The organism is Lactovum odontotermitis (genome assembly GCF_054658595.1).
The window spans coordinates 1-23,326 of the sequence record NZ_BAAGGQ010000012.1 but is presented as its reverse complement, the minus strand read 5'-3'; the positions used below and the strand labels follow the sequence as shown (position 1 = coordinate 23,326).

Annotated in this window: 25 protein-coding genes and 1 tRNA gene; 2 read left to right on the top strand and 24 right to left on the bottom strand. The window is 46.4% G+C overall.

The features are described 5' to 3' along the window. Positions 1-241: 241 nt before the first annotated feature. The 3 genes from kduI to ACYQ2E_RS07580 form a co-directional block, all read right to left on the bottom strand. The gene (gene kduI, locus ACYQ2E_RS07590; RefSeq protein ID WP_460017468.1) at positions 242-1,087 is read right to left on the bottom strand and encodes a 5-dehydro-4-deoxy-D-glucuronate isomerase; all 846 of its coding nucleotides are present in this window, start codon (positions 1,085-1,087) and stop codon (positions 242-244) included. 149 nt (positions 1,088-1,236) lie between these two features. After that, positions 1,237-2,247: a LacI family DNA-binding transcriptional regulator gene (locus ACYQ2E_RS07585; RefSeq protein WP_460017467.1), complete on the bottom strand. Its 1,011-nt coding sequence runs from the start codon at positions 2,245-2,247 to the stop codon at positions 1,237-1,239. 71 nt (positions 2,248-2,318) lie between these two features. After that, positions 2,319-4,247 (bottom strand): fructose-1,6-bisphosphatase, encoded by a 1,929-nt coding sequence (locus ACYQ2E_RS07580; RefSeq protein ID WP_460017466.1) that lies wholly within the window; start codon positions 4,245-4,247, stop codon positions 2,319-2,321. A 97-nt stretch (positions 4,248-4,344) separates the two neighbouring features. On the opposite strand from ACYQ2E_RS07580, the gene ACYQ2E_RS07575 reads away from it, so the two are divergent. Continuing rightward, entirely contained in the window at positions 4,345-4,818 is a 474-nt protein-coding gene (locus tag ACYQ2E_RS07575) for a DUF3788 family protein (RefSeq protein ID WP_460017465.1), read from the top strand. A 128-nt stretch (positions 4,819-4,946) separates the two neighbouring features. Here the strand turns inward: ACYQ2E_RS07575 and ACYQ2E_RS07570 are convergent, their stop codons facing one another. Together ACYQ2E_RS07570 and ACYQ2E_RS07565 are read right to left on the bottom strand one after the other, a co-directional pair. Continuing rightward, the gene (locus ACYQ2E_RS07570) at positions 4,947-5,756 is read right to left on the bottom strand and encodes a Cof-type HAD-IIB family hydrolase (RefSeq protein ID WP_460017464.1); all 810 of its coding nucleotides are present in this window, start codon (positions 5,754-5,756) and stop codon (positions 4,947-4,949) included. A 73-nt stretch (positions 5,757-5,829) separates the two neighbouring features. After that, the gene (locus tag ACYQ2E_RS07565; RefSeq protein ID WP_460017463.1) at positions 5,830-6,351 is read right to left on the bottom strand and encodes a GNAT family N-acetyltransferase; all 522 of its coding nucleotides are present in this window, start codon (positions 6,349-6,351) and stop codon (positions 5,830-5,832) included. A 124-nt stretch (positions 6,352-6,475) separates the two neighbouring features. Between ACYQ2E_RS07565 and ACYQ2E_RS07560 the strand changes: the two genes are divergently transcribed. Continuing rightward, a tRNA-Leu gene (locus tag ACYQ2E_RS07560) sits at positions 6,476-6,561 on the top strand. Between the two features lie 327 nt (positions 6,562-6,888). On the opposite strand, the gene ACYQ2E_RS07555 is transcribed toward ACYQ2E_RS07560, so the two are convergent. From ACYQ2E_RS07555 to ACYQ2E_RS07465, 19 genes are all read right to left on the bottom strand, one after another. Continuing rightward, entirely contained in the window at positions 6,889-7,524 is a 636-nt protein-coding gene (locus tag ACYQ2E_RS07555; protein ID WP_460017462.1) for a hypothetical protein, read from the bottom strand. Positions 7,525-7,587: 63 nt separating this feature from the next. Continuing rightward, positions 7,588-10,416: a type VII secretion protein EsaA gene (gene esaA, locus ACYQ2E_RS07550; protein ID WP_460017461.1), complete on the bottom strand. Its 2,829-nt coding sequence runs from the start codon at positions 10,414-10,416 to the stop codon at positions 7,588-7,590. Between the two features lie 349 nt (positions 10,417-10,765). Further along, positions 10,766-11,242 carry a hypothetical protein gene (locus ACYQ2E_RS07545; RefSeq protein ID WP_460017460.1) on the bottom strand — a complete coding sequence of 159 codons (477 nt, stop codon included), beginning with the start codon at positions 11,240-11,242 and terminating at the stop codon, positions 10,766-10,768. Positions 11,243-11,257: 15 nt separating this feature from the next. Then, entirely contained in the window at positions 11,258-11,668 is a 411-nt protein-coding gene (locus ACYQ2E_RS07540; RefSeq protein WP_460017459.1) for a hypothetical protein, read from the bottom strand. Between the two features lie 294 nt (positions 11,669-11,962). Further along, positions 11,963-12,286: a hypothetical protein gene (locus ACYQ2E_RS07535; protein WP_460017458.1), complete on the bottom strand. Its 324-nt coding sequence runs from the start codon at positions 12,284-12,286 to the stop codon at positions 11,963-11,965. Then, positions 12,283-12,549 (bottom strand): hypothetical protein, encoded by a 267-nt coding sequence (locus tag ACYQ2E_RS07530; protein WP_460017457.1) that lies wholly within the window; start codon positions 12,547-12,549, stop codon positions 12,283-12,285. The genes ACYQ2E_RS07535 and ACYQ2E_RS07530 overlap by 4 nt, the downstream gene beginning before the upstream one ends. Position 12,550: 1 nt before the next feature. Continuing rightward, the gene (locus ACYQ2E_RS07525) at positions 12,551-13,951 is read right to left on the bottom strand and encodes a lipase family protein (RefSeq protein WP_460017456.1); all 1,401 of its coding nucleotides are present in this window, start codon (positions 13,949-13,951) and stop codon (positions 12,551-12,553) included. Further along, positions 13,948-14,532, bottom strand: a complete 585-nt coding sequence (locus tag ACYQ2E_RS07520) for a hypothetical protein (protein WP_460017455.1) — start codon at positions 14,530-14,532, stop codon at positions 13,948-13,950. Before ACYQ2E_RS07520 ends, ACYQ2E_RS07525 begins: the two co-directional genes overlap by 4 nt. 9 nt (positions 14,533-14,541) lie before the next feature. Continuing rightward, positions 14,542-14,838, bottom strand: a complete 297-nt coding sequence (locus tag ACYQ2E_RS07515) for a hypothetical protein (protein WP_460017454.1) — start codon at positions 14,836-14,838, stop codon at positions 14,542-14,544. Beyond that, positions 14,835-15,422, bottom strand: coding sequence for a hypothetical protein (locus tag ACYQ2E_RS07510; protein WP_460017453.1), 588 nt, complete (start codon positions 15,420-15,422; stop codon positions 14,835-14,837). Before ACYQ2E_RS07510 ends, ACYQ2E_RS07515 begins: the two co-directional genes overlap by 4 nt. A gap of 4 nt (positions 15,423-15,426) precedes the next feature. After that, positions 15,427-15,741: a hypothetical protein gene (locus ACYQ2E_RS07505; protein WP_460017452.1), complete on the bottom strand. Its 315-nt coding sequence runs from the start codon at positions 15,739-15,741 to the stop codon at positions 15,427-15,429. Next, complete coding sequence (locus ACYQ2E_RS07500; protein WP_460017451.1) at positions 15,738-16,013, bottom strand: hypothetical protein; 276 nt, start codon at positions 16,011-16,013, stop codon at positions 15,738-15,740. Before ACYQ2E_RS07500 ends, ACYQ2E_RS07505 begins: the two co-directional genes overlap by 4 nt. A 78-nt stretch (positions 16,014-16,091) precedes the next feature. Further along, on the bottom strand, positions 16,092-16,307 hold the full coding sequence (locus tag ACYQ2E_RS07495) for a hypothetical protein (protein ID WP_460017450.1): 216 nt from the start codon (positions 16,305-16,307) through the stop codon (positions 16,092-16,094). Positions 16,308-16,318: 11 nt separating this feature from the next. Continuing rightward, positions 16,319-16,645, bottom strand: coding sequence for a DUF4176 domain-containing protein (locus ACYQ2E_RS07490; RefSeq protein ID WP_460017449.1), 327 nt, complete (start codon positions 16,643-16,645; stop codon positions 16,319-16,321). After that, the gene (gene essC / locus ACYQ2E_RS07485; protein ID WP_460017448.1) at positions 16,632-21,104 is read right to left on the bottom strand and encodes a type VII secretion protein EssC; all 4,473 of its coding nucleotides are present in this window, start codon (positions 21,102-21,104) and stop codon (positions 16,632-16,634) included. The genes ACYQ2E_RS07490 and essC overlap by 14 nt, the downstream gene beginning before the upstream one ends. Positions 21,105-21,119: 15 nt before the next feature. Continuing rightward, complete coding sequence (essB, locus tag ACYQ2E_RS07480) at positions 21,120-22,247, bottom strand: type VII secretion protein EssB (RefSeq protein ID WP_460017447.1); 1,128 nt, start codon at positions 22,245-22,247, stop codon at positions 21,120-21,122. Next, positions 22,234-22,551, bottom strand: a complete 318-nt coding sequence (locus ACYQ2E_RS07475) for an EsaB/YukD family protein (RefSeq protein ID WP_460017446.1) — start codon at positions 22,549-22,551, stop codon at positions 22,234-22,236. Before ACYQ2E_RS07475 ends, essB begins: the two co-directional genes overlap by 14 nt. Next, a complete protein-coding gene (essA, locus tag ACYQ2E_RS07470; protein WP_460017445.1) occupies positions 22,548-23,060 on the bottom strand; it encodes a type VII secretion protein EssA in 513 nt (170 codons plus the stop codon). Before essA ends, ACYQ2E_RS07475 begins: the two co-directional genes overlap by 4 nt. Positions 23,061-23,120: 60 nt before the next feature. Further along, positions 23,121-23,326, bottom strand: a 206-nt coding sequence (locus tag ACYQ2E_RS07465; protein ID WP_460017444.1) for a WXG100 family type VII secretion target, incomplete at its 5' end; no start/stop codon positions are given.

The window sequence follows — 23,326 nt, the reverse complement described above, 5'->3', positions numbered from 1 at the left end:
TTTCTTTTTGGGAATCATGGAGCTGCGCGCTATTTGCGGTAGTACGTGCACATCTAGCGCGCAGCAAATGAATCCTCTCCTTTCTTTTAGTTAAAGTACCATTGTAAAAATGGGATTTCTCTGAGGACATTTCCCCTTGGACTCGCATTCGCCCAAGGAGCCATCCAATGAACAACCAGCGGAAACGGCTGGTTAGACCGCTTCCAGGAGGTTTATTAAACTATATTTTTTTACTAGTTGTTCATTTCAGCTCATTGATAGGAACAACGTCCATATCGTCATAGGTAATATTTTCGCCGCACATTGCCCAAATGAATGAGTAATTGCTCGTTGCGACGCCGTAGTGCACCGACCAGCTCGGGCTAATCGCCGCCTGCTCATTGTGCAGCACTAGGTGTTTCGTTGCATCTGGTCTGCCCATAAAATGGAAAACGGCGTCTTCCTCAGGCAATTCAAAGTAGATGTAGGCTTCCATGCGGCGCTCATGTGTGTGGCAAGGCATTGTGTTCCAGGAAGAGCCTGGTGCGAGCGATGTCAAGCCCATCTGCAGCTGGCAGGATTCACACTGATTAGGGTGTACATATTGATTGATTTTGCGCTTATTCATATGCTCGTCATCACCCGGTGTCAGTGGCGTAATGTTGGCCAGTGCAATCTTCTTGTTCGGGTATTTGTGATGTGCCGGAGCTGAAGCCACATAGAATTTAGCCGGATTAGCCGCATCGGCAGACTTGAACAGTACCTGCTTTGTCTCTTTGCCGATATAGTAGCCGTCCCGGTTAAGCATTTCATCTTCCTGACCGTCAATCACGATGGAACCTGGCCCACCGATATTGATGACGCCGAGCTCCCGACGCTCCAAGAAGTAATCAACACCGAGTACCTTGTCAAGTACGATTTCGAGAGGCTCAGCCGTCGGCATGACACCGCCGAAAATCAGCCGGTCATTGTGTGAATAAGTCAGGTGTGTCCAGCCTGGCTCAAAGATGAGTTCAACTGCAAATTCACGACGCAGCTCCTCTGTTGTAAATCTTTTGATGTCGCTCGGTGCATGCGTGTAGCGTGTTTCCATTGTTTGATTTGACATTATGTCCTCCATTTTGTAATAATTAGGTCGTCAATCGGTTTAGTGTATCGGTTTACTTATGGATATTATAACCGCTTTCATTCAGAATGTCAACTATAAAATCCTGCGTACAACAAAAAACAGCAGAAACTGCTGCTTTTTTGACGCTTCTATAATGACTGTCTAATATTTAACTTAGAATCCACACAAACCAGTTCCGGTTCCGACCGGCCATTTTCAATCTGCTCTAAAAGCAGACCAGCAGCTGTGTAACCAATCATCACCGGATCCTGCTCAATCGAAGTGATTCCAGGACTAATCAGCTCAGCCCAGGAACCGTCATCATAACCTGCAACACCTACTTTACTCGGGATTGTCATCAGATTATCATTTAAAAACTTGACTAAGCCATAGAGCAGAGAACCATTGAATGTGTAAATCGCAGTCTTGATGTTTTCTTCAATCAGCGAGCGAACTTCTTCCCAGATGCCCTCATCTTGACTGATAACGTCCCGAATTTCCGGTGTTTCCACTACCTTGATGTCAATATTGCTGCCGGAAAGTGCATTCAGCAGGCCTTTGTAGCGGTTAATCCGGGGAGACGACTTCTTAATAGGCGGCGTAACCACAATCACGCGCTTATAGCCTTTTTCTTTAATCAATTCGCCGAGATTTCTGGACTGGACAAAATTGTCTGAAACCACGGCAGGCCAGCGGAGCGGCTCAACATAGCGGTCAAACTGAACAACCGGGATTCTATCTGCAATACTGGCATCATAATCCTGAGAATTCTCGCCCAGCGGCTGTATAATCAAACCGTCAATCTGCTCATCAATCAGCCGCTCAATATTTGATTCTTCCCGTTTTTTGCTCAAGTCAGAGTCCAAAATGATGGTCTGATATTCTGTCGTTTTCAGACGATCCATGATTCCCTTAAGAATTCTAGAATTATAAGAGTTGGAAATATCCGTCACCGCGATGCCGATAACTGAACTGTATTTTGCTTTTAAAGCTCGAGCCTGACGATTCGGCCGATAATCAAGTTCCTTAATCACGTCCTGAACACGCAGGCGTGTCTTTTCTGACATACCTTCGTATTTTCCGTTCAAAAAGCGTGAAACTGTCGTTTTTGAAACCTTTGCGAGCTTTGCTATATCGTTGATTGTGACTGCTTTGTTCATTAGGGATATTATACACTAAAAAGGGATTTCATGCTCTTTTTTTAGATTAACAAATTTCAAAAACAAAATCATCAGTCAGTTTCCATATGCTCATAAAGATACTCCAAATCCTTAATATCCTCTTGCAGTTTCTGTCCAATATTCGTGTCCTTGACGCGTTTACGATTTTCGACTTGGTCAACCAGGCGAATGGATGAAACGATGTCAACGCCTTTTTCAACTGCGTCTTCGATGCCTTTGAAGGCTTGATGCGCTACGAGCAGCATGCCGAAGCTGTTGTAAAGCAGGGTGTAGCCTGCAATTCCGGTTTGTCCTTGATAGGCTTTGGAAAAGCCGCCGTCAATGACGATGAGGCGTCCGCCGGCTTTGACTGGGTTTTCTCCGTCTTTTTCTTTGACGGGGGTGTGGCCGTTGATAATATGGCCGTTTTCAGAGAGGTCAAAGGCCTGGAGGAGGCTGGTTACTACGGTTTCATCATTTCTTAAGCGATAATAGGGATTTTTCTTTTCAATATGCGTTTTTTTGTCTTTGATATAATAACGCTCGAAGGTGGTCATGGCTTCTTTTCCGAAGAGCGATGAGCATTCGCCGACCCAGAGGTACCAGAGTAAGTCTGTCGCCAGGTCATTGTCTTTTTTGGGATTTTTAAAGCTTTCGCGCACTTTTTGTTCAAAAAAGTCCAGCAGAGCCTTGCCTGAATAGGATTTCCCGTCCACTCGAAATGACTTGAAATCACCGTTTTCATGCAGGGGAATGCAGCCGTGAATCAGCAGGTTGTCATTGTAGCAAAGGTAAATTGAGCCTTTTCTGAGCAGAAAATTGATGTGCCGGCGGAGTTTTTCTGAGCTCTGGAAACTTTGCATCAGTTTTTTCAGGATTTGTTCTTCTTCGTCTGTTAATTTTTCTGGTTCTTTCGGGTCAATGGTTGGTGTCTGAAGGTTTTCCAGCGGATAAATTTCGTCGCCGAGTTTGATTTCTTGTTTTTCATAATCGATTTTATGCAGTAAATCACGCGCTTCGAGTCCAAAATCCGGCCGGCGCTGAATCAGCTGGGATTCTAGCTTGAACTGTAAAATGGAGGTGGCCTGCTGCAGGACGTTCAGAATTTTCTGCTCATGTGAAGTGATTTTCATCTGTTCATCGGCATCCAGCTTGGGGCTGAAAGCTGCTGAGGGCTGGTAATATTTCTTGGCATAATCAATCAGCGGCCGCACATTTACACCGTAACGGTCTTCAATGATGTCTAGATTCCCATAACGGGCGCAGATTCTTACGACGTTCATCATGGCCAGGCGCGAGCCTGCGAGCATTGCCATCCAGACGATGTCGTGGTTGCCCCACTGGATGTCCACTGAGGGCAGTGTCATGAGCCGGTCGATAATCAGGTCGGGATAGGGGCCGCGGTCGTAGATGTCGCCCACGACGTGCAGGTGGTCGATTGTCAGGCGGCGCACGGTGTTTGTCAGTGCCTCTATTAGAGCCGGGGCCTGGTTCAGTGTGATGATTTTTTGGACAATTGAGTCGAAATACTCTTTTTTCTCGGCTTCGTTCCCGACTTCGTCCAGCAGTTCTTCAATGATGTAGCTGAATTGCGGCGGCAGGGCTTTGTGAATTTTTGACTGGGTATATTTCCCGCCGACTAGCTCTAGAACTTGCAGGAGCTGAATGATGGCTTTTCTGTACCAAAGGGGTAGTTTTTTGCGCGGCAAACTTTCCTGGACACGTTTCAGCTTCTCTTTGGGGTAATAAATCAGAACTGCTAGTTCGGTGACTTCTGCAGGGGAAAAGTCCGGAAAGCATTCTTTGATTTTCTCTTTAATCCCGCCGGAGCCGTTTCTGAGGACGTGGTCAAAGGCTAGAAATTCGCCGTGCAGGTCGCTCATGAAATGCTCGGTGCCTTTGGGCAGTTCACAAATCGCGCTGAGGTTGATGATTTCTGTCAGGACGTTTTCTCTGGTTTGATATTTTTCTTTGAGCAGTTTGTAGTATTTGCTGTCCATCTTACCCCTTTTCTTGGTCTGAGACTATTATAACAAAAAAATTAGAAAGCGGTTACTCCAATTCCCTATGAAATGGAAAATATGTTAAAATATAAAAATGGAAACTAAAAATGAAAATCTCCAGCTTTTTAAGAATCCTGGAATTGAGCCAAGTGATGAGAATATGCGGACAGTTTGGCCGCAAAATTCAACTGAAAAGTTTGATATGTATAAAAAGCTGCGTGAGCTTTTTGAAGCGGAAAACTGCGAGTTCCTCTGGCACTTCTATCGTGACGGCAATTGTTGGCTCTGCAAGGTCAATGACAAGAAAAAGCGCAAGACGGCTTGTTGGCTGTCTGTCTGGGAATTCGGGCTTAAGATTTCAATTTACTATCCGCCTAAAAAGTTTGAAGCAGAGTTTGTGGACAAAGACGGACTTTTTGTGTCTTTTCCAATCTCCTATTTAGAGGTCGCCGATGATTGGGGGAAATTGGTCCCGATTTTCATTGAGCTTCGGGCAGATGAGGCTTCTGGGAGTCTGGACAACCTGGAAAGAGTTGTTGCGCTGGCTAAAAGCCGGAATTTGAAGTAAAAAACCGCATTGACTGATAGTGGTACAATGTGGTCTTCAATTCTTTATGTGGAGCATTTCAAGCTTAACCGGAGGTCAATAGCTGAAAATACGGGCAGTACACGCTTAAGCCGAGGTTGCAGAGGTAATCAGCTTTTCACTAGCTGCTCCATCTCCGCGAGCACACTGCTCTTGTCGTTTGATGCGATTGTATAATCAGCTACGGTTTTCAGTGTATCCACAGCATTTTCAACCGCTACAGCCGTCCCTGCATGCTGAAGCATTTCAAAATCATTCATTTGGTCGCCGAAAGCCACGGTATCTTTGTTCGTCAGGTCAAAATGCTTCGCTAATACTTCGAGGCCGGTGGCTTTGCTGACGCCTGCCGGAATGATGTCGACTGCTCTATAACCCGAAGGTGTAGCGCGCGCAAATGGGACGTGCTGATTAATCCAGTCGGCACATTCAAAAATGTGTTCTTCGGGAAAATGGGTGGAAATCTTCAGCATCGCGTCGTCGATTTTGCTCAGCGAGTCCACTTTCTGGCTGTTCGCGTAATAGTCATTGATGAAATTATAATAGTCCTGCGAGACTGTCAGCGGTGCGTAAGCGCTTTTGAGGCCAGATATCATGAAGGACTCCATCGGGGTGTGCGGCATGAGCTGCAGTGCTCGGAGCAATTCCTCCATCTGTTTTTTGTCGAACTTCACGGCTAGGATGATTTCCTCGCCGATTGCGACGACTCCGCCATTTTCGGCAACAAAGGAAATTCTGTCTTTAAAGGGCGCAAAGAGTTCCTGAAGCGCCAGCAGCTGGCGGCCGGATGCGGCACAAAATAAGGCGCCGGCTTCATCAAACCTTGTCAGCAGTTCTTCCAGGCGCTTGACATCATAGGTCCGGTCATCACGCAGAAAGGTGCCGTCCATGTCGGTGGCGAAGATTTTTTTGATTTTGCTCATGTTAATATTATAGCAAGCTATGAGTAAAAAAGCGATTGAAAAGAGGAAATTTTTATTTCGCGTGAAACCGAGTTTAGCCCTTGTAATAGTAACTTGGGTGAAAACGCCCTGTCGGCGGGTAAAACGAGTCCTTGAAATAGACGAAGCCTAACTTTTCCAGCACTTTCCTTGATGCAAGATTATCCGGCGCATGTCCGGCATAGATTCGTTTGTCAGGGAACTTGCCGCGGGCATATTCTAAGACCGCTGAACCTGCTTCATAGGTGAAGCCTGCGCCCCAGAACTTTTTGCGCAAATGAAAACCCATTTCCAAGTCATCTCCGCCCTCAGCTGAGAAAGGCCGAAAGCCGCAGCAGCCGATAAATTCATCATTTTCCAGATTAAAAATCGGATAATACTGAACCGCATGCTTCTTTTCGCTGGTCATCTCGGTTTCCAGGCGTTCAGCGACTTCCTGACTGGTTAGGGGACCGTCAGCATAGATAAATTTGGTCACGTCTGAATCCTGCCACAGCTGTTTTGCCAATGGAAAATCTGTTTCCTGCCATTTCGAGAAAGCAATTCGTTTACTTGTAAGAAAATATGTGTGCTTCATTGTGCATTGCGCCTCCTGGATTCTATATTTAATTATACAGTTAATTGACCCCGCTTGCTGAAAATTTGAGTTAGTTCTTGACAAGCACCGCCAAATTTGGTAAACTACACAAGTAACAATTTCAGCGGAAATGGCGGAATTGGCAGACGCGCAGGATTAAGGATCCTGTGGCCTACTTTGGCTGTGCGGGTTCAAGTCCCGCTTTCCGCAGTATGAAAGCATTGAGAGCATCGGTCTTTTTAGACTGGGTGCTCTTTTTCGTTCCTGGGTACGGCTTGGGTACGAGTCCTGCGCGTTTTTCCAAAGGGGTGAGACCTGAGATGAAGCCCTTAAGCCTGATTAGGATTGGGAGAACAGGCTCTCAAGTGAGACATCTTTGACCCGCGTTTTTCTGCGCGCAGGATTTCTCAGTCTGTTTTTGGAATATCCTATCACCTCTTTCGGCTGAGTATTTTTCCGCAAAAAATATATGAAAGGCACCTGTTATGAAACGAGGCTGCTGAAAAACTCAAGAATTTAGATTCTATCATCTGCACTTCACTCTTTTTTTACCGGGAAGCAGGTTCCAACAGTGAACCCCATTTTTCTCAGTCTTGTTTTTCTCTGCTTGACAGAGCCTTCGGTCCGGTTGAGTTTTTCTGAAAGCTGCAGATTGGTCATATACCACGAGGATTTAATGATGTAGTCATCCTCTTCCGGCGTGAAAGCATCAAGAATGATTTGCCTGGATTGTGTTTTTATTTCTAAAGCCTTACATTTTCGCTCTATCGCCGTCCAGCCCCGGTCAAAATATTGTGCCAGCTCTGCCGTGGTCATCTCTGCTGCCAGTACACGTAATTCTGCCTCCTCTTGTTTCGTCCATTTGCGGACAGAATAATCCCCTAATCCAAGCTTATACTTGGCTTGCTGGATGGCACTTCGTGTGCGTCCCATGATTTCCGCAATTTCTGGATTGCTCTTATTTTGAGCGGCCAATTCTTTCAGTTGATCATAGTCTTTTTTCTGCCAGGTTCTGGCAGATTTTAAGCCTAAAAGGTCTTTTTGTCCGCGAATGGAGCCTTGCGTGCGGTGCATAATAGCCGCAATCTCTGATTCCGTATGTGTCTCGAGTAGAACTTTCAGTTGTGCGTGTTCTTCTTTCGACCATTTCCCGTGCCTCAACGGTGCTGTCATTCGTATCCTCCTTGTTCAATTGCAAAAAGCGGACAAAGTCTCTGGCCGCTTTTTTTACACTTTTTATTCTTCCTGTTTCGGTTTCGCCCGTATCCAGGTCTTCGCCAGCACACCCAGAAGTATTCCGCCGACTAGGACGATAATCCAGCGCCAGTCAAAGGCTTGTGTGCTTTCCTTAGCTTTCGGCGTGGTGTCTTTGGCCGCAAGCGGTTTGGCGAGAAAGTCGAAGATATTGCCGGTATTGGCGTTGGTGTCACGGGTGTTCGCAAGGATGGTCTCAAAGTTGGCGTAGTAGTCCTGCGTGTTCTTGAAGTCGTTTGCCCCGGTGGTGAGGAGGCTCCCTGTGTTTGCGATGACGCTCTTGGCTGCGGTCTGTGTCTGGGTCACGGTTTTAACCATCTGCTCAAACTGGCCGGCGTTGCTCTTGATAATCTGCGCGCTGGCGGCTGTGCCTTTCGCCTGAGCGGCACTGCTGGTCATCATGCCTTTCAGCGTCTGGTAGAGCGTCTCACCGCTGGTCTTGTCATAATAAAGGACATCTTCTTCCTGGCTGTCTGCCTGCCAGGGCTTCTCTTCCATTACCTTTGTCTCGTTCTCTTTCCAGTTTTTGTACTCGTTGTCTAAAGTCTCGGCTGTCTGTCTGTACCACTGGTCAAGGTCGCTGATGATTTGGGAGAAATAGTCGCCCGGTAAGGCTTCATCCAGTGTGCTTTTGTCTTTCTGCAGTCCTGACAGTACTTTGGAAAGTGCCTCTAATGTCTCGGTAACTGACGTGATGTTGGAGGCGCCTGCCTTCATGAACTGGTCGACATCTTCATCGCTCAGGCGCTCAGCGGTCTGGTTCTGGTCCATGTTGCCGTACATTTTGTAGACGGATTTCGCATCGGCGCTGCCTTCAAAGTCTGTAATGCCTGTCATGTCGCTGTAAGTGACGCCGGGTGCGCCGTAGAGAAAGGCAATCAGTGCGCTCGCGGTGTCGATGTTGTCCAAAAGTGCCCGGATGGTGCCGAACGAACTGCCGCCTGCATAGTCTGAAATCGGCTGGGCGGGAATCAGGCCGAAGCTGTCCGTGCTGGACTGAACATTGTTTCCTGCACTGTCGCTCGTGCTGGCTGTGACGCTGGTGAGACCTGCGGCGCTTTCTGCTTCCGTGGCTGTGACTTCATAAGTTATTGTGAAAGTTTTAGATGGGCCTGTCTCTGCCGGCACTTCAATCTCTTCGCCGGTTTCAGGATCTGTCGTCATTTCAGGGGCTGCGGCTGGATTCTCTAAAATAAGGACATCGGGACTTGTCACCGCAAGAGGGCTGCCTGTTTCATCTGCAGCACTGATGAGTGCAGCGCTGCCGTTATCAGCTTGAAGGGTGAGGACGTAACTTTCTCCTGCCGGCACTGTGACTGTCAGCTGTTTGGTGTAGGTCGGAGCTTCGCTGCTTTTATCCGGAACGTCCTTGAAGTCGACGCTGCCTGTGTTAAGTCCGTAGGCTGACGCATAGTTTTTGAGAACAGAGAGTTTTTCATTGATGGCCGCCTGCTCGCTGGAGCTGAGAGAGCCGTTTGAAACAAGCGCATCTAAGAGCGGCGCATACTGGCTGCTCTCAACGGAGACCTGGCTGAGCAGTGTCGAAAGACGGCTCTGGTAGCCTTTATCCAGATTGTCTGTTGTTTTAAAGGAGCTCGAGATTTCTTTCGCCAGGGCGGTGCGCGCATTGGCGGTGGTTTGGAGGCTGGTGAAGTCGGTGTCCTCAGGCGTCGGGCTGGTGTCTGACGCGAAGAACTCGCTGTACAGGTCTTTTTCCAGCCCTAAAAGCGTGGTTTGTTTTTCTGTCAGGCTGTCAATCTGTGTGCCGATGTCGCTGCTCGTGTCGGTGATGCGGGTATTGTAGGCGTCAATCTGCGCTTTCAGCTGGGCAAAGAGTCCGGCTTCACTGCCGCTTTCATCGGTTGTGTCAAACTGCTGCAGGGCCTGTGTGGCTTTGTTATAAGCCTCGGTGTACTGCTTGTAGTAGAACTTCTGGTCGGACTCGGCCTGGCTGGTGAGTGTCTTGTTGGCATTGGTCAGGTTGGTGTCGATGATTTTTTTCTGGGTGTCAAAGTAGCTGGTCAGGTTGGGGAGCTGTTTATTCAGGTCATCACTGTAGGCGCCAAGCATTTTTGTGACGTTTCCGGTGAAGGTGTTCTGGGCGTCAATCCAGCTGTCATTCTGTGTTTTCAGGCTGTCTGAAATCGTCACGACGGAGCTGTAGCCCTGGTCGGTCGTCTGGAAAGGCCCGTAGACCTGAGTGTTCAGCTTATTTAGAATATTTCCCTGGCTGTCCACGACACTGCTCATGTTGTTCTGCGCGTCTGCGACATTGCCTGCGACGGAAGCATAGTACATCTTGACAATGGAGGTGTTGAAGTTGTAAAGGACATCAACAATTTTGTCCTGCAGGCGTTTGTCGGTCAGCGCGGAGTCGGTGTTCTGGACTTTATAATCGACCTGAGCTTTCTGCGGGTCAAGCGCCTCGAGGGTCAGGAGATTGCTTGAGAAATTCTGCGGGAGGTAAATCACCGCCTGGACAGAGTCGTCTTTATACGCTTTACTTGCGACACTGCGGGTGACGACCTGCCAGTTGTACTTGTTATCGTTGGAGACGGCATTGATAAAGGACTGGCCGAAGTTGTAGCTCTTGTCATTGAAAGCGGCCGGCTGATCTTCATTAACCAGGGCGATAGTCGGCTTTGCGGTCTGCGGCTTTTTCTGCAGGAGCTGGGTAAGGGCAAAATAGACGCAGCCGGCACAAATCAGCAGGAAAACAATCACGCCTGTCGCTATCAGGCGGAATTTCCGCATTTTTCTGTCGAAGACTGCCCAGAGGACTTGGGATTGTCTGACTTCTTTCTTTATCATATGTTTTACTCCTAACTGCCTTTTTTATTAATCAGAACATATGGCGTCTGAATAAATGATTTCTATTTTTTGTTTTGTCATGAAAAACTTGCAAATTCTGGAGAAAGGCACTCCTTTTGTATCGCCTGACGGATTTCCCGGTGGTTAAAACCTTGGACATCACGTTCAGCCAGAGTATCCTGCTTCCAGCAATCTTTGAAGAGACTGGCGTACACTGAGACGAGTTTCGCCCATACCCTTATAGGCTTTGCGGCCTGTAAGCAGAGAAGTTCCAGCATCCGCCACGCTGGTTGCCAGTGGCGAAACAATGAAGTTCGTTCCAATGGCCGCAATACCGAAGACAACTTCTTTATTTAATCGTGTTGTTTGGCAGAAACTGAACTAAATCAATAGGTTCTTTAACTGGGATGATTTCAACTTCTGAGACATCGACATGTTTCACCCAACGCCCCACTTCATTAGTGAAACCTTCAATGTTGGTTCTGGCCTTTGCGCTATAGTCATTTGTACCTGCAAATAATGTGATTAGGGGATATTTTGACACAGAAGCTCCAAATCGTTCGTCTTGATAAATTGCTTCATAATGCAGACTGTAGGCGTTTGATACAAGTTCCAATTTCTTTTTTGTATCAATCAAGAATTTATAATACTCTTGATTCCTAAAATTTTTCGCTATAGTAAACCCATAATCAAGATACTTCTTATCAGTTTCTGTGATTCCATAGCCTTCTTGAAATCCGATCAGAGAATATTCTTTACCGGTAGGTAAAAAAGTGACATACTTATCTGCTTCTTTGTACTGTTTTGTCATCTTAAATCTATCCATCGTTGACCTTCTGCATTAATCCGCATTCTTTGGCAGAAATTGAGATAGATTAATAGGTTCTTTGACTGGGATGATTTCAACTTCTGAAATATCGATATCTTTATCCCAATAAAATTTATCCATTCTTTGAAATCCTTCAACTTCATGGTCACTACGCAAGGTTACAATCGTATCACCCGGATTAAACAAAGCTCCCATCCGGAAGTTTTCAATCGCCTGTTGAATCGCCTGATTCAAGGGCGCATGTACTTCACCAATGTAGGCCCGCATCGCGTCTGCGCCCTGGCCCTTAATCGTGTCTGTCCCTGCAAGCAGACTCATCACCTGGCTGAGGTCACTCAGCGGCTGACTGCGGTTCAGAAGCCCTCTGGCCACCCGCTCTGCCAGATCGGTCAGCGAATCATAATAAAGCTCGTCATTGCTCATTAACTGGCCTCCTCTATCGCCCATGCTCTTATAGACTTTGCGGCCCCCCGTAAGCAGAGAAGTTCCAGCTCCCGCAAAGGTGCCGACATCTTCCGCCACGCTGGTTGCCAGTGGCGAAACAATGAAGTTCATTCCAACAGCTGCAATACCGAAGACAACTTCTTTATTTAATCGTGTTGTTTGGCAGAAACCGAGCTAAATCAATAGGTTCTTTGACAGGGATGATTTCAAATTCTGAAACATCGACATGTTAAAGACTAAAGAACTTGGAAAGATAGACACTGAGCTCTGGTTTTATGAATGATGTAACTTTTCTAGAAAGGCGTCATAATCCCGATGTTGTTTACTTAGAAGCTGCTGGTGTTCTTCATTCATCTCTGCCAGTTTATGGCGAGAATCCTTCAGACGTTCGTCATGTAAATCTATTTGATGGTTATACTCATTCACGACTTCTGAATTATCAAATAATTCGTAATATCTCATCAATTCTTGAATGGAATCCGTTGCCGCCTCAAACGTCTTTTGGTAGCCAATCAGCTCATTTTCAAAATCATCTATTGCTTTTTGAGACTTTTGCCGTTCTTCACTCTGTTTTTCTTCAAATTGAGATAAGTTCATCGGACGGAATCAACTCCTTTTGAAAAATCTGAATTTGCGTTTATTTTTCCGAGCGCTTCAATTGCTTTATCACCTGCATTTCCTTGCAAGTTTTCTGAGGTTGTCTGCGAACTGGCTTGCAGTATCTGGTTAAAGATACTTTCATTAGAGTTGATGCTCGCTCTCAATGGTAACGTAGAAATCGCATATCCTGCAACTGCTGCGCCAGGAATAATCCCTCTGGCCATGGCCAACGCGAATTCCCTCATTTCTTTTTCAAACATTTTATAATCCTCCGAAAGCTGCCGCCCATGCGGCATCGTGTGCAACTTTATTTGCTGCGGTTGTGGTTAAGCCACTTGCGACAATCTGTATCTGTTCCCTTTTCTCGGAAACCATTCGGCCGACTTCCGCTATTGCACCTTTATCTACATGATAATCCACATCGCTCCGGGTTTCGGAAACTATACCCTCAACATCTCCAATCGTCAGTCCCATCCAGCCCAGTGAGCCTGCAACGGTCGATTCCACAACTGAGAGTGCTTCCTCCATATTAGGTACAATCTTATTGTTGGCAGTTTGAATTTCATCCAAATTTCCGTTGAGCGTGAGAAGCACAGAAGCAGCCCGGTCAATCGGATCTTTTATCAGAAGCACACGCCCAACGGCTGCTCCACTCCCGCCACCTAGAATCTTCACCGCAAGTTTTCCTGAATTGTTTAATATGGAATATAGAAACGAGCCAACTTGATAAGCAGGAGAAGATTTCAAGTAGTTTCCCATAAGTTTTTCAAGCGCTTTATCCCCATTTGTTTTCTTTGAAAAAATTCCGTTAATCGCTGATTCCGCCCAGGATAAAACAGGCCCAAGATTGGCAACCGTCCCAACAATACCGGCTTTGTTAAAGGAGTTTTGCACCTCTCCCCAAAATTGATTGTCTTTGACAATATTGCCATTTTTATCCACTTCAAACGAACCTTGATAGTGCCCTTGAACGCCGACAATTGTTCCTATTGCCCAAGAGAATCCATCGAATTTCCCATCATTATTTTCCCCGCTTCCTTTTGCAAAAACTTTTTTACCAATTTGCGGCACCTTTACGGGCTGATTAGGAATCTGATCATTCCACTGAACAAAATTCGTTACATTGGCATCTTTGACCTTTAAACGTTCTGACGGCGTAAGCATGTTGTAAGCACTTGGTGCGCTGAATACAACTCCTTTTGCCTCATATCTTACAGCTTCATAGCTGGCAAGTGCTCCCCCTAGAGAATGTCCTGTAAAAGTCACTTGATTCATGTCTACACCTTTAAGCACACCTGATTTTTGCTGCTCTTTCAGCCATTTATCTGCGTCTTTGAATTGTGAGTCTTTTGTATAACCTTCTGCACTGTTTAATCCCAAGTCTGTATCCCAGTCTTTTGCGCCGTCAGTTCGCTGGCTGACATCGGGATTCAGCATGCTCGTGTCCATATCCTGGCTGCCGCGGAAAGCGACGACTGTCTGGCCATCTACTTTTACTATAGAGGCTTGGAGACCATTGCTTTCAAATTTTGCAGTATTTTCCGATGTTGAACCAATGACCTTCGCTTGAGTATCCGTACCTAATTTATCATTAACAGAATATTCCGAATTCTGGTACACTCCCTTTGCTAAATCTAAAAATGTTGCCTCCGAAATAGTCATTTTTCTTTCTCCTCAAAGTATTGTTTTATTTGTTCAAATGTTATATCTTTATCAAAGCCTTGTAATTTTAGTTTATTTATATCGGTAAAAGTGAGGTAATAATTCCTTGAATCATAAAAGCCATTATAATCCCCTAATGCAGCTGGGTTCTCACTTGGCTCCGGATTTTTATACATACTATCTCCTTTTCCGCCTAAAACGCCTCCTTTTAATGGCTCTAAAGTTTTTTCATCAAGCCCAACACTAAAATTTATGGTCTTATCTCCATTTACCCATCCATTAATTGTTATACCTCCCGCTGGCGTTGTAGTGAGGCTTTTATCAAGTTTTACCTTAATGGCACCATCATTCTCATTAAAGTCATAATCAAACGTAACTGAATGAATGCCACTATAATTCCACTCCAGACTCTCAATAATCTCTTTTTTACTTTCCTCAAGGTTCTTTTTGAGTTCCTTTTGCTTCGCCTGTTGGACTGCTTGGTTATCCATATATATTTTTCCTCCGATTCCGCCGAGTGCGACGATAATTATGATGATAATACTTAATAAAATTGCAAGTTTTCTCTTTTTGGGGTTCATACTTTCACCTCATAAATATAAGATTTTCGAACAAATCCGTTCCCCGTCAGTTCGCTGGCTGACATCGGGATTCAGCATGCTCGTGTCCATATTCTGGCTGCCGCGGAAAGCGACGACTGTCTGGCCATCTACCTTGACAACAGAAACTTGGAGACCATTGCTTTCAAATTCTTTAGCATGTGTTTTTGTGGGCGCAATTACAGTAATGGGATTGTTTTTATTCCCAAGATTACCACCTACTGCATACTTTGAGTCTTTGTACTCGTTAGTAGCTATCTCTAAAAATGTTGCCTCTGAAATACTCATTTTGATTTCTCCTTGAAATATTGTTTTATCTCTTGAGCCGTTATAAGTTTAGTGAAACCTTTCTCTTTTAAATCTGATATATCAGGAAGAGTAAGCCACACATGACTTTCATTGCCAGATTTATAGAGTTTACCTAACGTTCCACCTGTATCAGAAAAACTCCCCCCGGCTTCTCCATAACCAATTTCTCCTACAGTGGCTAGAGGGTCAGATTTAGGTTTAAGAGTCTCTACTTCTAAATCACATTCAAAAATACACTCCTCATCCCCATTAACCCATCCATTAATTGTCAACCCTCCCGCAAGAGTCTCTGTTAAGCTTTTGTCAAGTGATACTCTTTGTACACCGCTTCCGTCCCATCCACCATAGTCAAATGTTACTGATTGAATGTCAATATAATTCCACTCAAGTAACTCTGTCACTTCCTTCTTAGTTTGAATAAGTCTTTTTTCAAGTTCTTCCTGTTTTTCTTTTCGGACTGCTTGGTTATCCATATATATTTTTCCTCCTATTCCGCCAAGTGCGACGATGATTATGATAATAATACTCAATAAAATTGCAAGTTTTCTCTTTTTGGGGTTCATACTATCACCTCATAAATATAAGATTTTCGAACAAATCTGTGTTCCAGTCTTTTGCGCCGTCAGTTCGCTGGCTGACATCAGGATTCAGCATGCTCGTGTCCATATCCTGGCTGCCACGGAAAACAATCGTTGTCTGTCCCTGCCCTTTGACGATTGAAGCTTGAAGACCGTTGCTTTCAAAATCTGTGCCATGAGTTGAAGCTGCGACATCTTTTCCACCTAAATTGGTTGAGTAACTGGCCTTTTTAGGATAATCAGGATCAGGATCCTTATACCCTTGTATTGCCATCTCTAAGTATTCACCTTCTGTATATGTCATTTGCCTTTCTCCTCAAAATATTCTTTTATTTGTTCAAAAGTAATATTTTTTGTAAAACCTTGCTTTTTCAAAATTTTAATATCCGTAGGTGTCAAATAATAATTTTCTGGTGACTGATTGCGTCCAGCAGTTAATGGATGTGGATTTTTGTACAGAGCATCTGTTAACATGGGATAACCGCCATAACGTCCATCAAGTTCCAATGTAGCAGGTACTAAATTAGCATCAAAACCTAAATGTTTATTATCATTAATATAACCGTAAATACTCATCCCTCCTGCTGGGGTCGTTGTCAAACTTTTATCAAATGGTACTTTAATTTCTCCTCCTTTTGAATAATCCCCGTTGTATTAAAATGTAACTGATTGAACATCTTTATAGTTCCACATCAATAGTTCAACAATCTCTTCTTTACTTTTTTCAAGGTTTTTTCTGAGTTCTGCTTGTTTTTCCCTTTGTTCCGCTTGGTTATCCATATATATTTTTCCTCCTATTCCAATGAGTATTACAATAACTAAACCAATACTACTTAAGATAATTGCTAATCTTTTCTTATTTGGTTTCATACTCTCTTCTCTTACCTCGTCTCCGTTTTTCCAAGAATAAAATCTTCCATATGCTCTTTCTTCCATGCTTCAAGCATTTCAAGATATACCCGATCGTCTTCATTCTGAAGGCCTGTAAACACAACTTCACGAATATCTCCCTGATTAAAATAGTAGCTGTTTTCTGGATCAAACCCTTGAGGATAAAACCCGCCTAGATAATCGTAATATGCAGATTTCGACTCTTTGTCTTTCATTTCTACAAGCTGACCTCGCGCCAAAATGACAACCATTGCTGTCCCCTCCTCGAGATACGCTACACTCCCAACAGGTAATAAATCTGTTTCATTCTTCTTCATTTTCGTTTTCTTCCTCGTTTTGTTCTATTTTTACCAGGCGAATCTTTGAAACTTTGTGACCATGCCAATAATAACCCTCATCGCTTTCAAGATAAGCTTCTTTTCCAACGATTCGCTGGACTAAATTCTGATCTGTTATACGCATCAAAAGCATACCCTCTTTGTAATTCGACTTGATAAATGTTACTTTTGCATCAATTTTAAACAGCCATTTCTGTGTACAGCTGATTACTATGTGTTTTCCTGACTCATACCCGTTTTTCAACCATGCAAGTGCTGTTTCATCTGGTACCAGAGGGAGATAATGCTCTGCGCTCATGATATAGATAAGCGCCGGATTTTCAGAAGTAACGGCTTCTATGACAGTCTGTGCTTCTGATAAGTTCGATTCGCTAAAGTACTGAACGTTTTCTTGTATTTCAAATTGCTTTAGCAGATTCTCCGGATCGATTACAATTAGTTTCAGTGCTTTAATCAGATGAGAAGACAACTCTAAGCGCTCGTAAAAGGAAACCTGCTGCTCTTCATCTTCGTAGTTGAGTAAAAAGAACTTGTTTGACAGTGTTATTCCCATTGGCATGGCACTGTTCATATCATAACCCATTGGTAAAACCATCTTTTGTGTTAATCTTGTAACTTTCGGATCATTCACAAAATCATAAGGAAGAACTTCATTCGGTACCATCGGAATAGGGAGTGGCCGCTTTCCTTGCCATCTGCGATCAAGCTCTCTGATTTCTTCTTCAAGAGCACCTAGGATCTGACTTTCATTCTCTCCTTCCTTGGGAAGGTAAACTTGAACCATTCGAGGCACACCTACCACCACCTGTCCTCTTCCTAAAACCTCTTGAGCCTGTAGACGCTCTTTTCCGAAAAGTGATATTAGTTCATCCTGATTTAAGAGATATAAAGCAATTTTTGTTTGAATATTGCTTTGCATACTCATTTTCACAACACCTGCACGATTCGCAGTTAAAATGATATAGATACCTAGGCTTGCCCCCTCACGCAGAAGCTGCGAAATTAGAGAATCATACTTATCCCTTGCATTCCCTTCACTTTCTGCGATTGTATCGTAGTTATCAAGAACAACAACCTGCATGGGTAATGAACCCGCCTCATACTTGCTGTTATACTGATTAATCGTAGCTACTTGAGCTTTAGTAAATAATTGTTTCCGCTGACTGAGCTCCTTTCTAATTCTGCCAAGGAGCTTGTCAGTTTTTTCAGTATTGTCAGCTGTTGTGATGTCAATAGTGTGTGGGAGTCCTTTTAAGGGAAGCAGGCCGTTTGTCCCGAAATCCATGAGATAAAACTGAACCTGTTCCGGCGTGTTCTGCCGTGCCAGGTTCATGACCAGGGTCTGGAGAACCGTTGACTTGCCGTAGCCGGGACTCGAGAAAATCGCCGTATGGCTGGCTTTCTCAAGGTCAAACAGATATTCTTTCTGGAGCTGCTCGCTTGGAATATCCATTAAGCCCAGCGGAATGCACAAATTTCTCTCTGCCGTCTGTCTGACAAGAGGCGTCGCAAGGCGCGTCTCCAGATTCGGCAGCCAAGGCTTCGCAGGCAGCGTCAGACCAGAGGCCTGAAAGACTTTCCCGACCTCCTCAATCACCGCCTCCAGCTGCGTCGGAAGCTCACTCGCGTCCTGCCCCTGCACCACCTCTTCGCCCGGGTCATAGACGACTTCGGCCTGACCTAAATCGGTAATTCTATAAATCCGCTCGTCTACTTTTTCTGAGACCACCGCGTTCGGATTGTACGGCACACCTGCGTAGCCGCTCTGGAAGAGTTCATAGACTTCATTTTCACCGACTTTCAGATAACCGCGCCCGGGCTGTGTAATATGCGCCGCATCATGCGTCTTCAGAAGCTCGTTCGAGTCCTGCTCGCTCGCCATCTTCAAGGCAATCTTACTTCTGGAGTTGGCTTCAATCTGGTCATTAACCACGCCTGACGGCTTCTGCGTCGCAAGAATCAGATGCACACCGAGCGAGCGCCCGATACGTGCCACCGAGGTCAGCTCGTCCAGAAACTCCGGCACGTTGGCCTTTAATTCCGCGAACTCATCCGACACTAGAATCAGGTGCGGAATCGGCTGTTCAGGGTAATTCACGTCAGGCTTGTTTTCATGGCGCCGCTTATAAAGACTCATATAGGCATTAATATTATTCACGCCGAAGGCCGCAAACTCGCGCTGGCGCTTTTCAAGCTCTGCCTTGATGCTTGCCAGTGCCCGCTCGGTACCTGCCCCGTCTAGATTCGTAATGGCGCCCATGAAGTGCGGGAGCTTCTCCAGCGTATTGGCAATCCCTCCGCCTTTCCAGTCAATGATGAGCATCCCGATGTCCTCAGGTGAGAAGTTCACCGCCAGCCCCAGCAGATAAGTCGTCAGGAATTCGGATTTACCGGAGCCTGTGGTACCGCCGACTAAAGCATGCGGCCCATGCACGCGTTCGTGCAGGTCCCAGTACATGTACTCTTTTTTTCCGCGCCAGCCGATCAGCGATTTTATTGACTTGTTCGGCTCGGCCTCCTCCCAGCGTTCACGGATGTTCAGCTCTTCTACAGTCTTCACCTCATACTGCTCAAGCAAAGACAGACTTTCAGGAATCGCGTTCTTCTCAACCTCGACATGGTGAAGATTCGTCAGCCGCCGCAGCGTCCGCTCCAGGTTCGGCAGAGATTTATAGGGCAGGAAAGGCGATGCCAGATAAAGGCTGTGGTCATTGACAATCTCGCCCGCCCCCTGATTCTTATAGTCAATTAATGCCGTGACTGTTTCAGGCAGGAGTTTCTGATCCTCTTTCGCCCAGATGACCGTCACACCCAGCTCTGACATGTCTTCTGCCAGAAACTCGTTAATCCCGTGACCTGCCAGATAGGAATCGTCAAAAATCGTCAGAAGATAGTGCGGAGAAAACTGCGGCTTCTCCTTGCCCGCCTCCTGAAGCAGCTGTTTCCTCCGGTTCAGCAGCTGATAAAAACTGCTCAGGACAATGTCGCGCGTCTTTGCATCGTGAATCAGACCCCGCATCCCCAGCTCCTGAAGCCTGAAATGCGGAAGCAGACGCCAGCGCCCCCAGTCTTTCCGGTAGTCCTTTTCAGGCACCAGGCTGATGAAGTTGACATCCCGGTAAGACTGGAAAAAGGCAGCCTGTAAAAGAAGGTTCTCGACCGCCGTCTTGAGCACCGGATAAGTCCCGACAAGACCCAGTGTCTGACCAGGCAGATTCAGTGTCACCGGTACCCCGCGCTGGGTCTGGTAAAACTCTGTCAGCTTGCGGACACGCTCTGAGAGTGCATCCGTCTCGCGGGCACTGAGGTCGTTCGTGACCGTCAGATGCGACGGCTGCTCACCTGTCCCGAGAGACACTTCCAGGAAGTCTTTGTTATTGGTCATCCGTTCATAAATGCGGGAGTCATAGACTTCAATCATTTCAGAAAGCGCCTGAGGCGACGGCTGTCTGAAGTTCAGAACTTTCGTCTCCTCTTTGTAGGCCTTTCCGATGTCGCTGCTTACATTAATCAGGTACACGTCATAGTTCTCTTTGCGTGCCGCTTCCTGAAGCTGATGCTCCTTTTTATCCGTAAAATACTGAGAGACTGTAAAGGCGGCCGTGATGACACTCATGGCTCCCATCCCGATCATCATCAGCGGATTTCTGCCGGTCAGCACACTCATCAGGCCCATCACAACAAGCATTCCGACGGGCGGCAGAATTGCGCGCAGAAGTCTGTTCTTACCCGGCTTCTGCGCCGCCTCAATCTTCTCTATTTTGAACTTGTCCTCCGGCGGCTCCAGATTCAGCCGCGGACTCCGGCGGTAGTCCGGGAAATCCTCCGGAAATTCAGCCTCCGGCTTCTGCCTGAGAAAACTTCCCTTTTTAAACACCAGCTCCGGCGTAAACGTCGTCAGCTTCCACTGCTTCCGGCGCTTTTCCAGCAGAAACTCCGGCGTTAAAATCTGATCTCCTGTCTTCACATTCGAAATCGAATGTGAGCCCTCCAGCCGCTCATCATTGAAATAAAGCAGCTCCTGCGCATTCACGCCGAAGTGCGCCTCATGTATGACAATCTGACTCCTGCCCTGGGTTTTGATATTTGCGATGGCACTTGGCCCAATGACAAAATCATCGGAGGCATTCATCCGGAGGAACTGCGTCTCTGCCATCTCTTGAGAAATCACAAGCACCTCAAGCCCCAGCTTCTTAGAAAAAGAGCGTCCCAAAGGCGTCGGATCCCCGCCGATCCACAGCTGTTCTCCGACCGCGCCCACCGGAATCCCCTGCCGGACAACACTCGGACGATGTTCTGACAGCGTAATTGTCTCAAGCCTTTTTCCGAAAAGAAAGACAACAAAAAGCACATCCCCGCCGTCCAGACGGTTGTCCAGAAAAAGCGCCTGCTTTCTTGCCTCCTCTACAATTTCAAATTCTGTGTCCGTCATTTTCATCCGTCACTTTCCCTGCTATTTCTCAATTTCCTTTGTCAGCTCCTGAATCTGCTTACTATAGTCTTCCATCAGTTTCTGCTTCTTTTCCCCGTCCATCGTCGTATTGAGCTTCGTCGTCTGATAAAGATTCGTATAAGCCAGCAGCGTCAGCTGCGTATCGCCCAGATTCTTCGCCAGATTCAGCGCCTTGTCAAAGTCGCCCCGGCCCGTTTCACTCCAGTAATTCAAAGTATTGTCATCCGTCTTTGTCGAAATCCCCTTTAAGATGGTTTCTTTCTGCGTCAGCGTCAAATCTGACAAATTCACTGAACTCACCGCCAGAAGATAGCGGGCAGACTTAGGCAATTCTCCCAGCGCATAGCCCGTCAGATCCGTCTGCGTCTGCGCGTAATTATCCGTTAAAAAATCCGTGTGTGCCGTGATGATCGCCGCCTGCTTCTGATTCTGGTGATAAAAGGAGTAGGTAAAACCTGCCAGAACAAGCACCGCCAGAAGCGCAAAGAGACCCGAATACTTGAAAAAGCGGTAGCGCCCTTTAGAAACCTTCAGCTCCTTCTGGCGCACCTTGAGCGACTCCCGCTCCAGCTCCGCATCAATAAAGTCCATCACCTCCGGAAGACTCTCCAGACGATTGAGCGACTGTGCAAACTTGTCATTTCCCGTCTCTTCTCCCGACACAAAACGCTCAAAAGAATTCTTCGGGTTGAAGAGACTTAAAATAAGCGCCTTATAGGCGGTGAGAAAGTCTGCCTCAGACAACGTCATCGGCGCCATTTCTCCCTCTAAACCGGAATGAACCGCAAAAACTCTGTTCCCTTCCAGAAAAATATTCTCCGGGTGAAGAAAAGGAATCCTGAACTTCCCCGAAAGCCCGGACAAACTCGACAGACTCTGAGCGAGCCGCAGCCGGTCCAAACGTGACTTCGTCCGCTGAGTGGCCGCCGCCAGACTCTCTGCCGTCTCAGACAGCACATAAGAAAGCCGCCAGCCGCCCTCTTCTCTTTCATCTTCTTTTTCAGCCGTGACGCTTGGCGCAATCTCGCCCAGAGCCGCCTCATCAAACTGTGCCGCCGTGAGATGAATCACAAGACGTGCTCCGTCTCTTTCCAGCTCCAGACTTGTGCCCCCGTCAAATAACTTCATGCCCTGCCTCCCGTTTTTCTTCTATTTCTTCAGACATTTCCTCTGCTTTAATTTCAGGCGCTTCCTTAAGCGCCGTCACCTCAAAAACATCCCCGTCGCCGATAGGCAGATCCCCTAAAATATCCGACGGCACCAGCTTCAAATCTTTCTCCTTCAGCTCAAGCGTCCAGTACGCCGGAAAACCGTTCGAGCGGACCGACAGCCGCATCAGCTCTGTGAAACGCGCCAGCGTTACACCCGCAGGCACACGATAATCCGCCTGATGCCCCTTAAACCGGAGACTTATCTCAATCAGCTCACTCATTTCTTTCTCCCTGCCCGCCGCATTTTCCTTCTGGCACGGCCTCTTCCCAGAAACACCGCTAAAACCGTTAAAGGAATCGCGGCAATAACAATCACAGCCGCCCAGAACGGCTCTGAATTTTTACTTTCACTCACCGAAGCCGAAAACACTTGCGGCTCATAAGTGACAAAAAGCTTCTCCTTGATAGGCCCCATCTGCTCTGCGTACATCGTCTCAGATGCTTTCCTCGAAAAACTAAGTGTCTTCAGCGGCTCAGTAACCGGAGTCTGACTCTTTTCCTGCGCCGCAAGCTTCTGATTCGTTTCATCTGTGAAAAGACGGTTACGAATCGGAAAATCACTCGTGGTTCCGATCCCGCCGGTGGAATTCGTAATCACGTTGGGATCCAGCACCAGCCTTCCGTCACTCGTCGCCGCCTGAACCCTAGACCCTGCGGAAAAAACAAAAAGGGACAGCCCGAAAAAGAGGACCAGCAGAATCCAGTTTTTGAACCCCTGTCTCTTTTTCATCGGACACTCCCTTCTCATTTTTTACAAAAAGACGCCGCAAAGTGACGTCTGAAAACAGCACTAGAAGCCGAAGCTCTGTGCATCCTGTGCATCGCGTTCCTGAACCGTATCCGCATACTTGTTCAGCTGCTGGTTCACGCTTTGAAGAAGATCTTCAAACTGAACCACACTCTGATGAAGCTGGTCATACTGCTCCAGATAAGACTGAAAAGCCTGACCTTTCCATTCTTCCGCAATCGTCTGATTCATTGAATTCACTTTTTGGA

Excerpts from the sequence above, each read along its gene's own strand:
- ACYQ2E_RS07555 (WP_460017462.1), bottom strand. The coding sequence starts at position 7,524 with ATGACAGCACCGTTGAGGCACGGGAAATGGTCGAAAGAAGAACACGCA.
- ACYQ2E_RS07495 (WP_460017450.1), bottom strand. The coding sequence starts at position 16,307 with ATGAAACCAAATAAGAAAAGATTAGCAATTATCTTAAGTAGTATTGGT.
- ACYQ2E_RS07545 (WP_460017460.1), bottom strand. The coding sequence starts at position 11,242 with ATGGATAGATTTAAGATGACAAAACAGTACAAAGAAGCAGATAAGTAT.
- essB (WP_460017447.1), bottom strand. The coding sequence starts at position 22,247 with ATGAAGTTATTTGACGGGGGCACAAGTCTGGAGCTGGAAAGAGACGGA.
- ACYQ2E_RS07520 (WP_460017455.1), bottom strand. The coding sequence starts at position 14,532 with ATGAACCCCAAAAAGAGAAAACTTGCAATTTTATTAAGTATTATCATC.
- esaA (WP_460017461.1), bottom strand. The coding sequence starts at position 10,416 with ATGATAAAGAAAGAAGTCAGACAATCCCAAGTCCTCTGGGCAGTCTTC.
- ACYQ2E_RS07535 (WP_460017458.1), bottom strand. The coding sequence starts at position 12,286 with ATGAACTTATCTCAATTTGAAGAAAAACAGAGTGAAGAACGGCAAAAG.
- ACYQ2E_RS07505 (WP_460017452.1), bottom strand. The coding sequence starts at position 15,741 with ATGACATATACAGAAGGTGAATACTTAGAGATGGCAATACAAGGGTAT.
- ACYQ2E_RS07490 (WP_460017449.1), bottom strand. The coding sequence starts at position 16,645 with ATGAAGAAGAATGAAACAGATTTATTACCTGTTGGGAGTGTAGCGTAT.
- ACYQ2E_RS07510 (WP_460017453.1), bottom strand. The coding sequence starts at position 15,422 with ATGAACCCCAAAAAGAGAAAACTTGCAATTTTATTGAGTATTATTATC.
- ACYQ2E_RS07570 (WP_460017464.1), bottom strand. The coding sequence starts at position 5,756 with ATGAGCAAAATCAAAAAAATCTTCGCCACCGACATGGACGGCACCTTT.
- ACYQ2E_RS07475 (WP_460017446.1), bottom strand. The coding sequence starts at position 22,551 with ATGAGTGAGCTGATTGAGATAAGTCTCCGGTTTAAGGGGCATCAGGCG.
- ACYQ2E_RS07515 (WP_460017454.1), bottom strand. The coding sequence starts at position 14,838 with ATGAGTATTTCAGAGGCAACATTTTTAGAGATAGCTACTAACGAGTAC.
- ACYQ2E_RS07530 (WP_460017457.1), bottom strand. The coding sequence starts at position 12,549 with ATGTTTGAAAAAGAAATGAGGGAATTCGCGTTGGCCATGGCCAGAGGG.
- ACYQ2E_RS07585 (WP_460017467.1), bottom strand. The coding sequence starts at position 2,247 with ATGAACAAAGCAGTCACAATCAACGATATAGCAAAGCTCGCAAAGGTT.
- ACYQ2E_RS07500 (WP_460017451.1), bottom strand. The coding sequence starts at position 16,013 with ATGAGTATTTACGGTTATATTAATGATAATAAACATTTAGGTTTTGAT.
- ACYQ2E_RS07525 (WP_460017456.1), bottom strand. The coding sequence starts at position 13,951 with ATGACTATTTCGGAGGCAACATTTTTAGATTTAGCAAAGGGAGTGTAC.
- kduI (WP_460017468.1), bottom strand. The coding sequence starts at position 1,087 with ATGTCAAATCAAACAATGGAAACACGCTACACGCATGCACCGAGCGAC.
- ACYQ2E_RS07575 (WP_460017465.1), top strand. The coding sequence starts at position 4,345 with ATGGAAACTAAAAATGAAAATCTCCAGCTTTTTAAGAATCCTGGAATT.
- essA (WP_460017445.1), bottom strand. The coding sequence starts at position 23,060 with ATGAAAAAGAGACAGGGGTTCAAAAACTGGATTCTGCTGGTCCTCTTT.
- ACYQ2E_RS07565 (WP_460017463.1), bottom strand. The coding sequence starts at position 6,351 with ATGAAGCACACATATTTTCTTACAAGTAAACGAATTGCTTTCTCGAAA.
- ACYQ2E_RS07580 (WP_460017466.1), bottom strand. The coding sequence starts at position 4,247 with ATGGACAGCAAATACTACAAACTGCTCAAAGAAAAATATCAAACCAGA.
- ACYQ2E_RS07540 (WP_460017459.1), bottom strand. The coding sequence starts at position 11,668 with ATGAGCAATGACGAGCTTTATTATGATTCGCTGACCGATCTGGCAGAG.
- essC (WP_460017448.1), bottom strand. The coding sequence starts at position 21,104 with ATGAAAATGACGGACACAGAATTTGAAATTGTAGAGGAGGCAAGAAAG.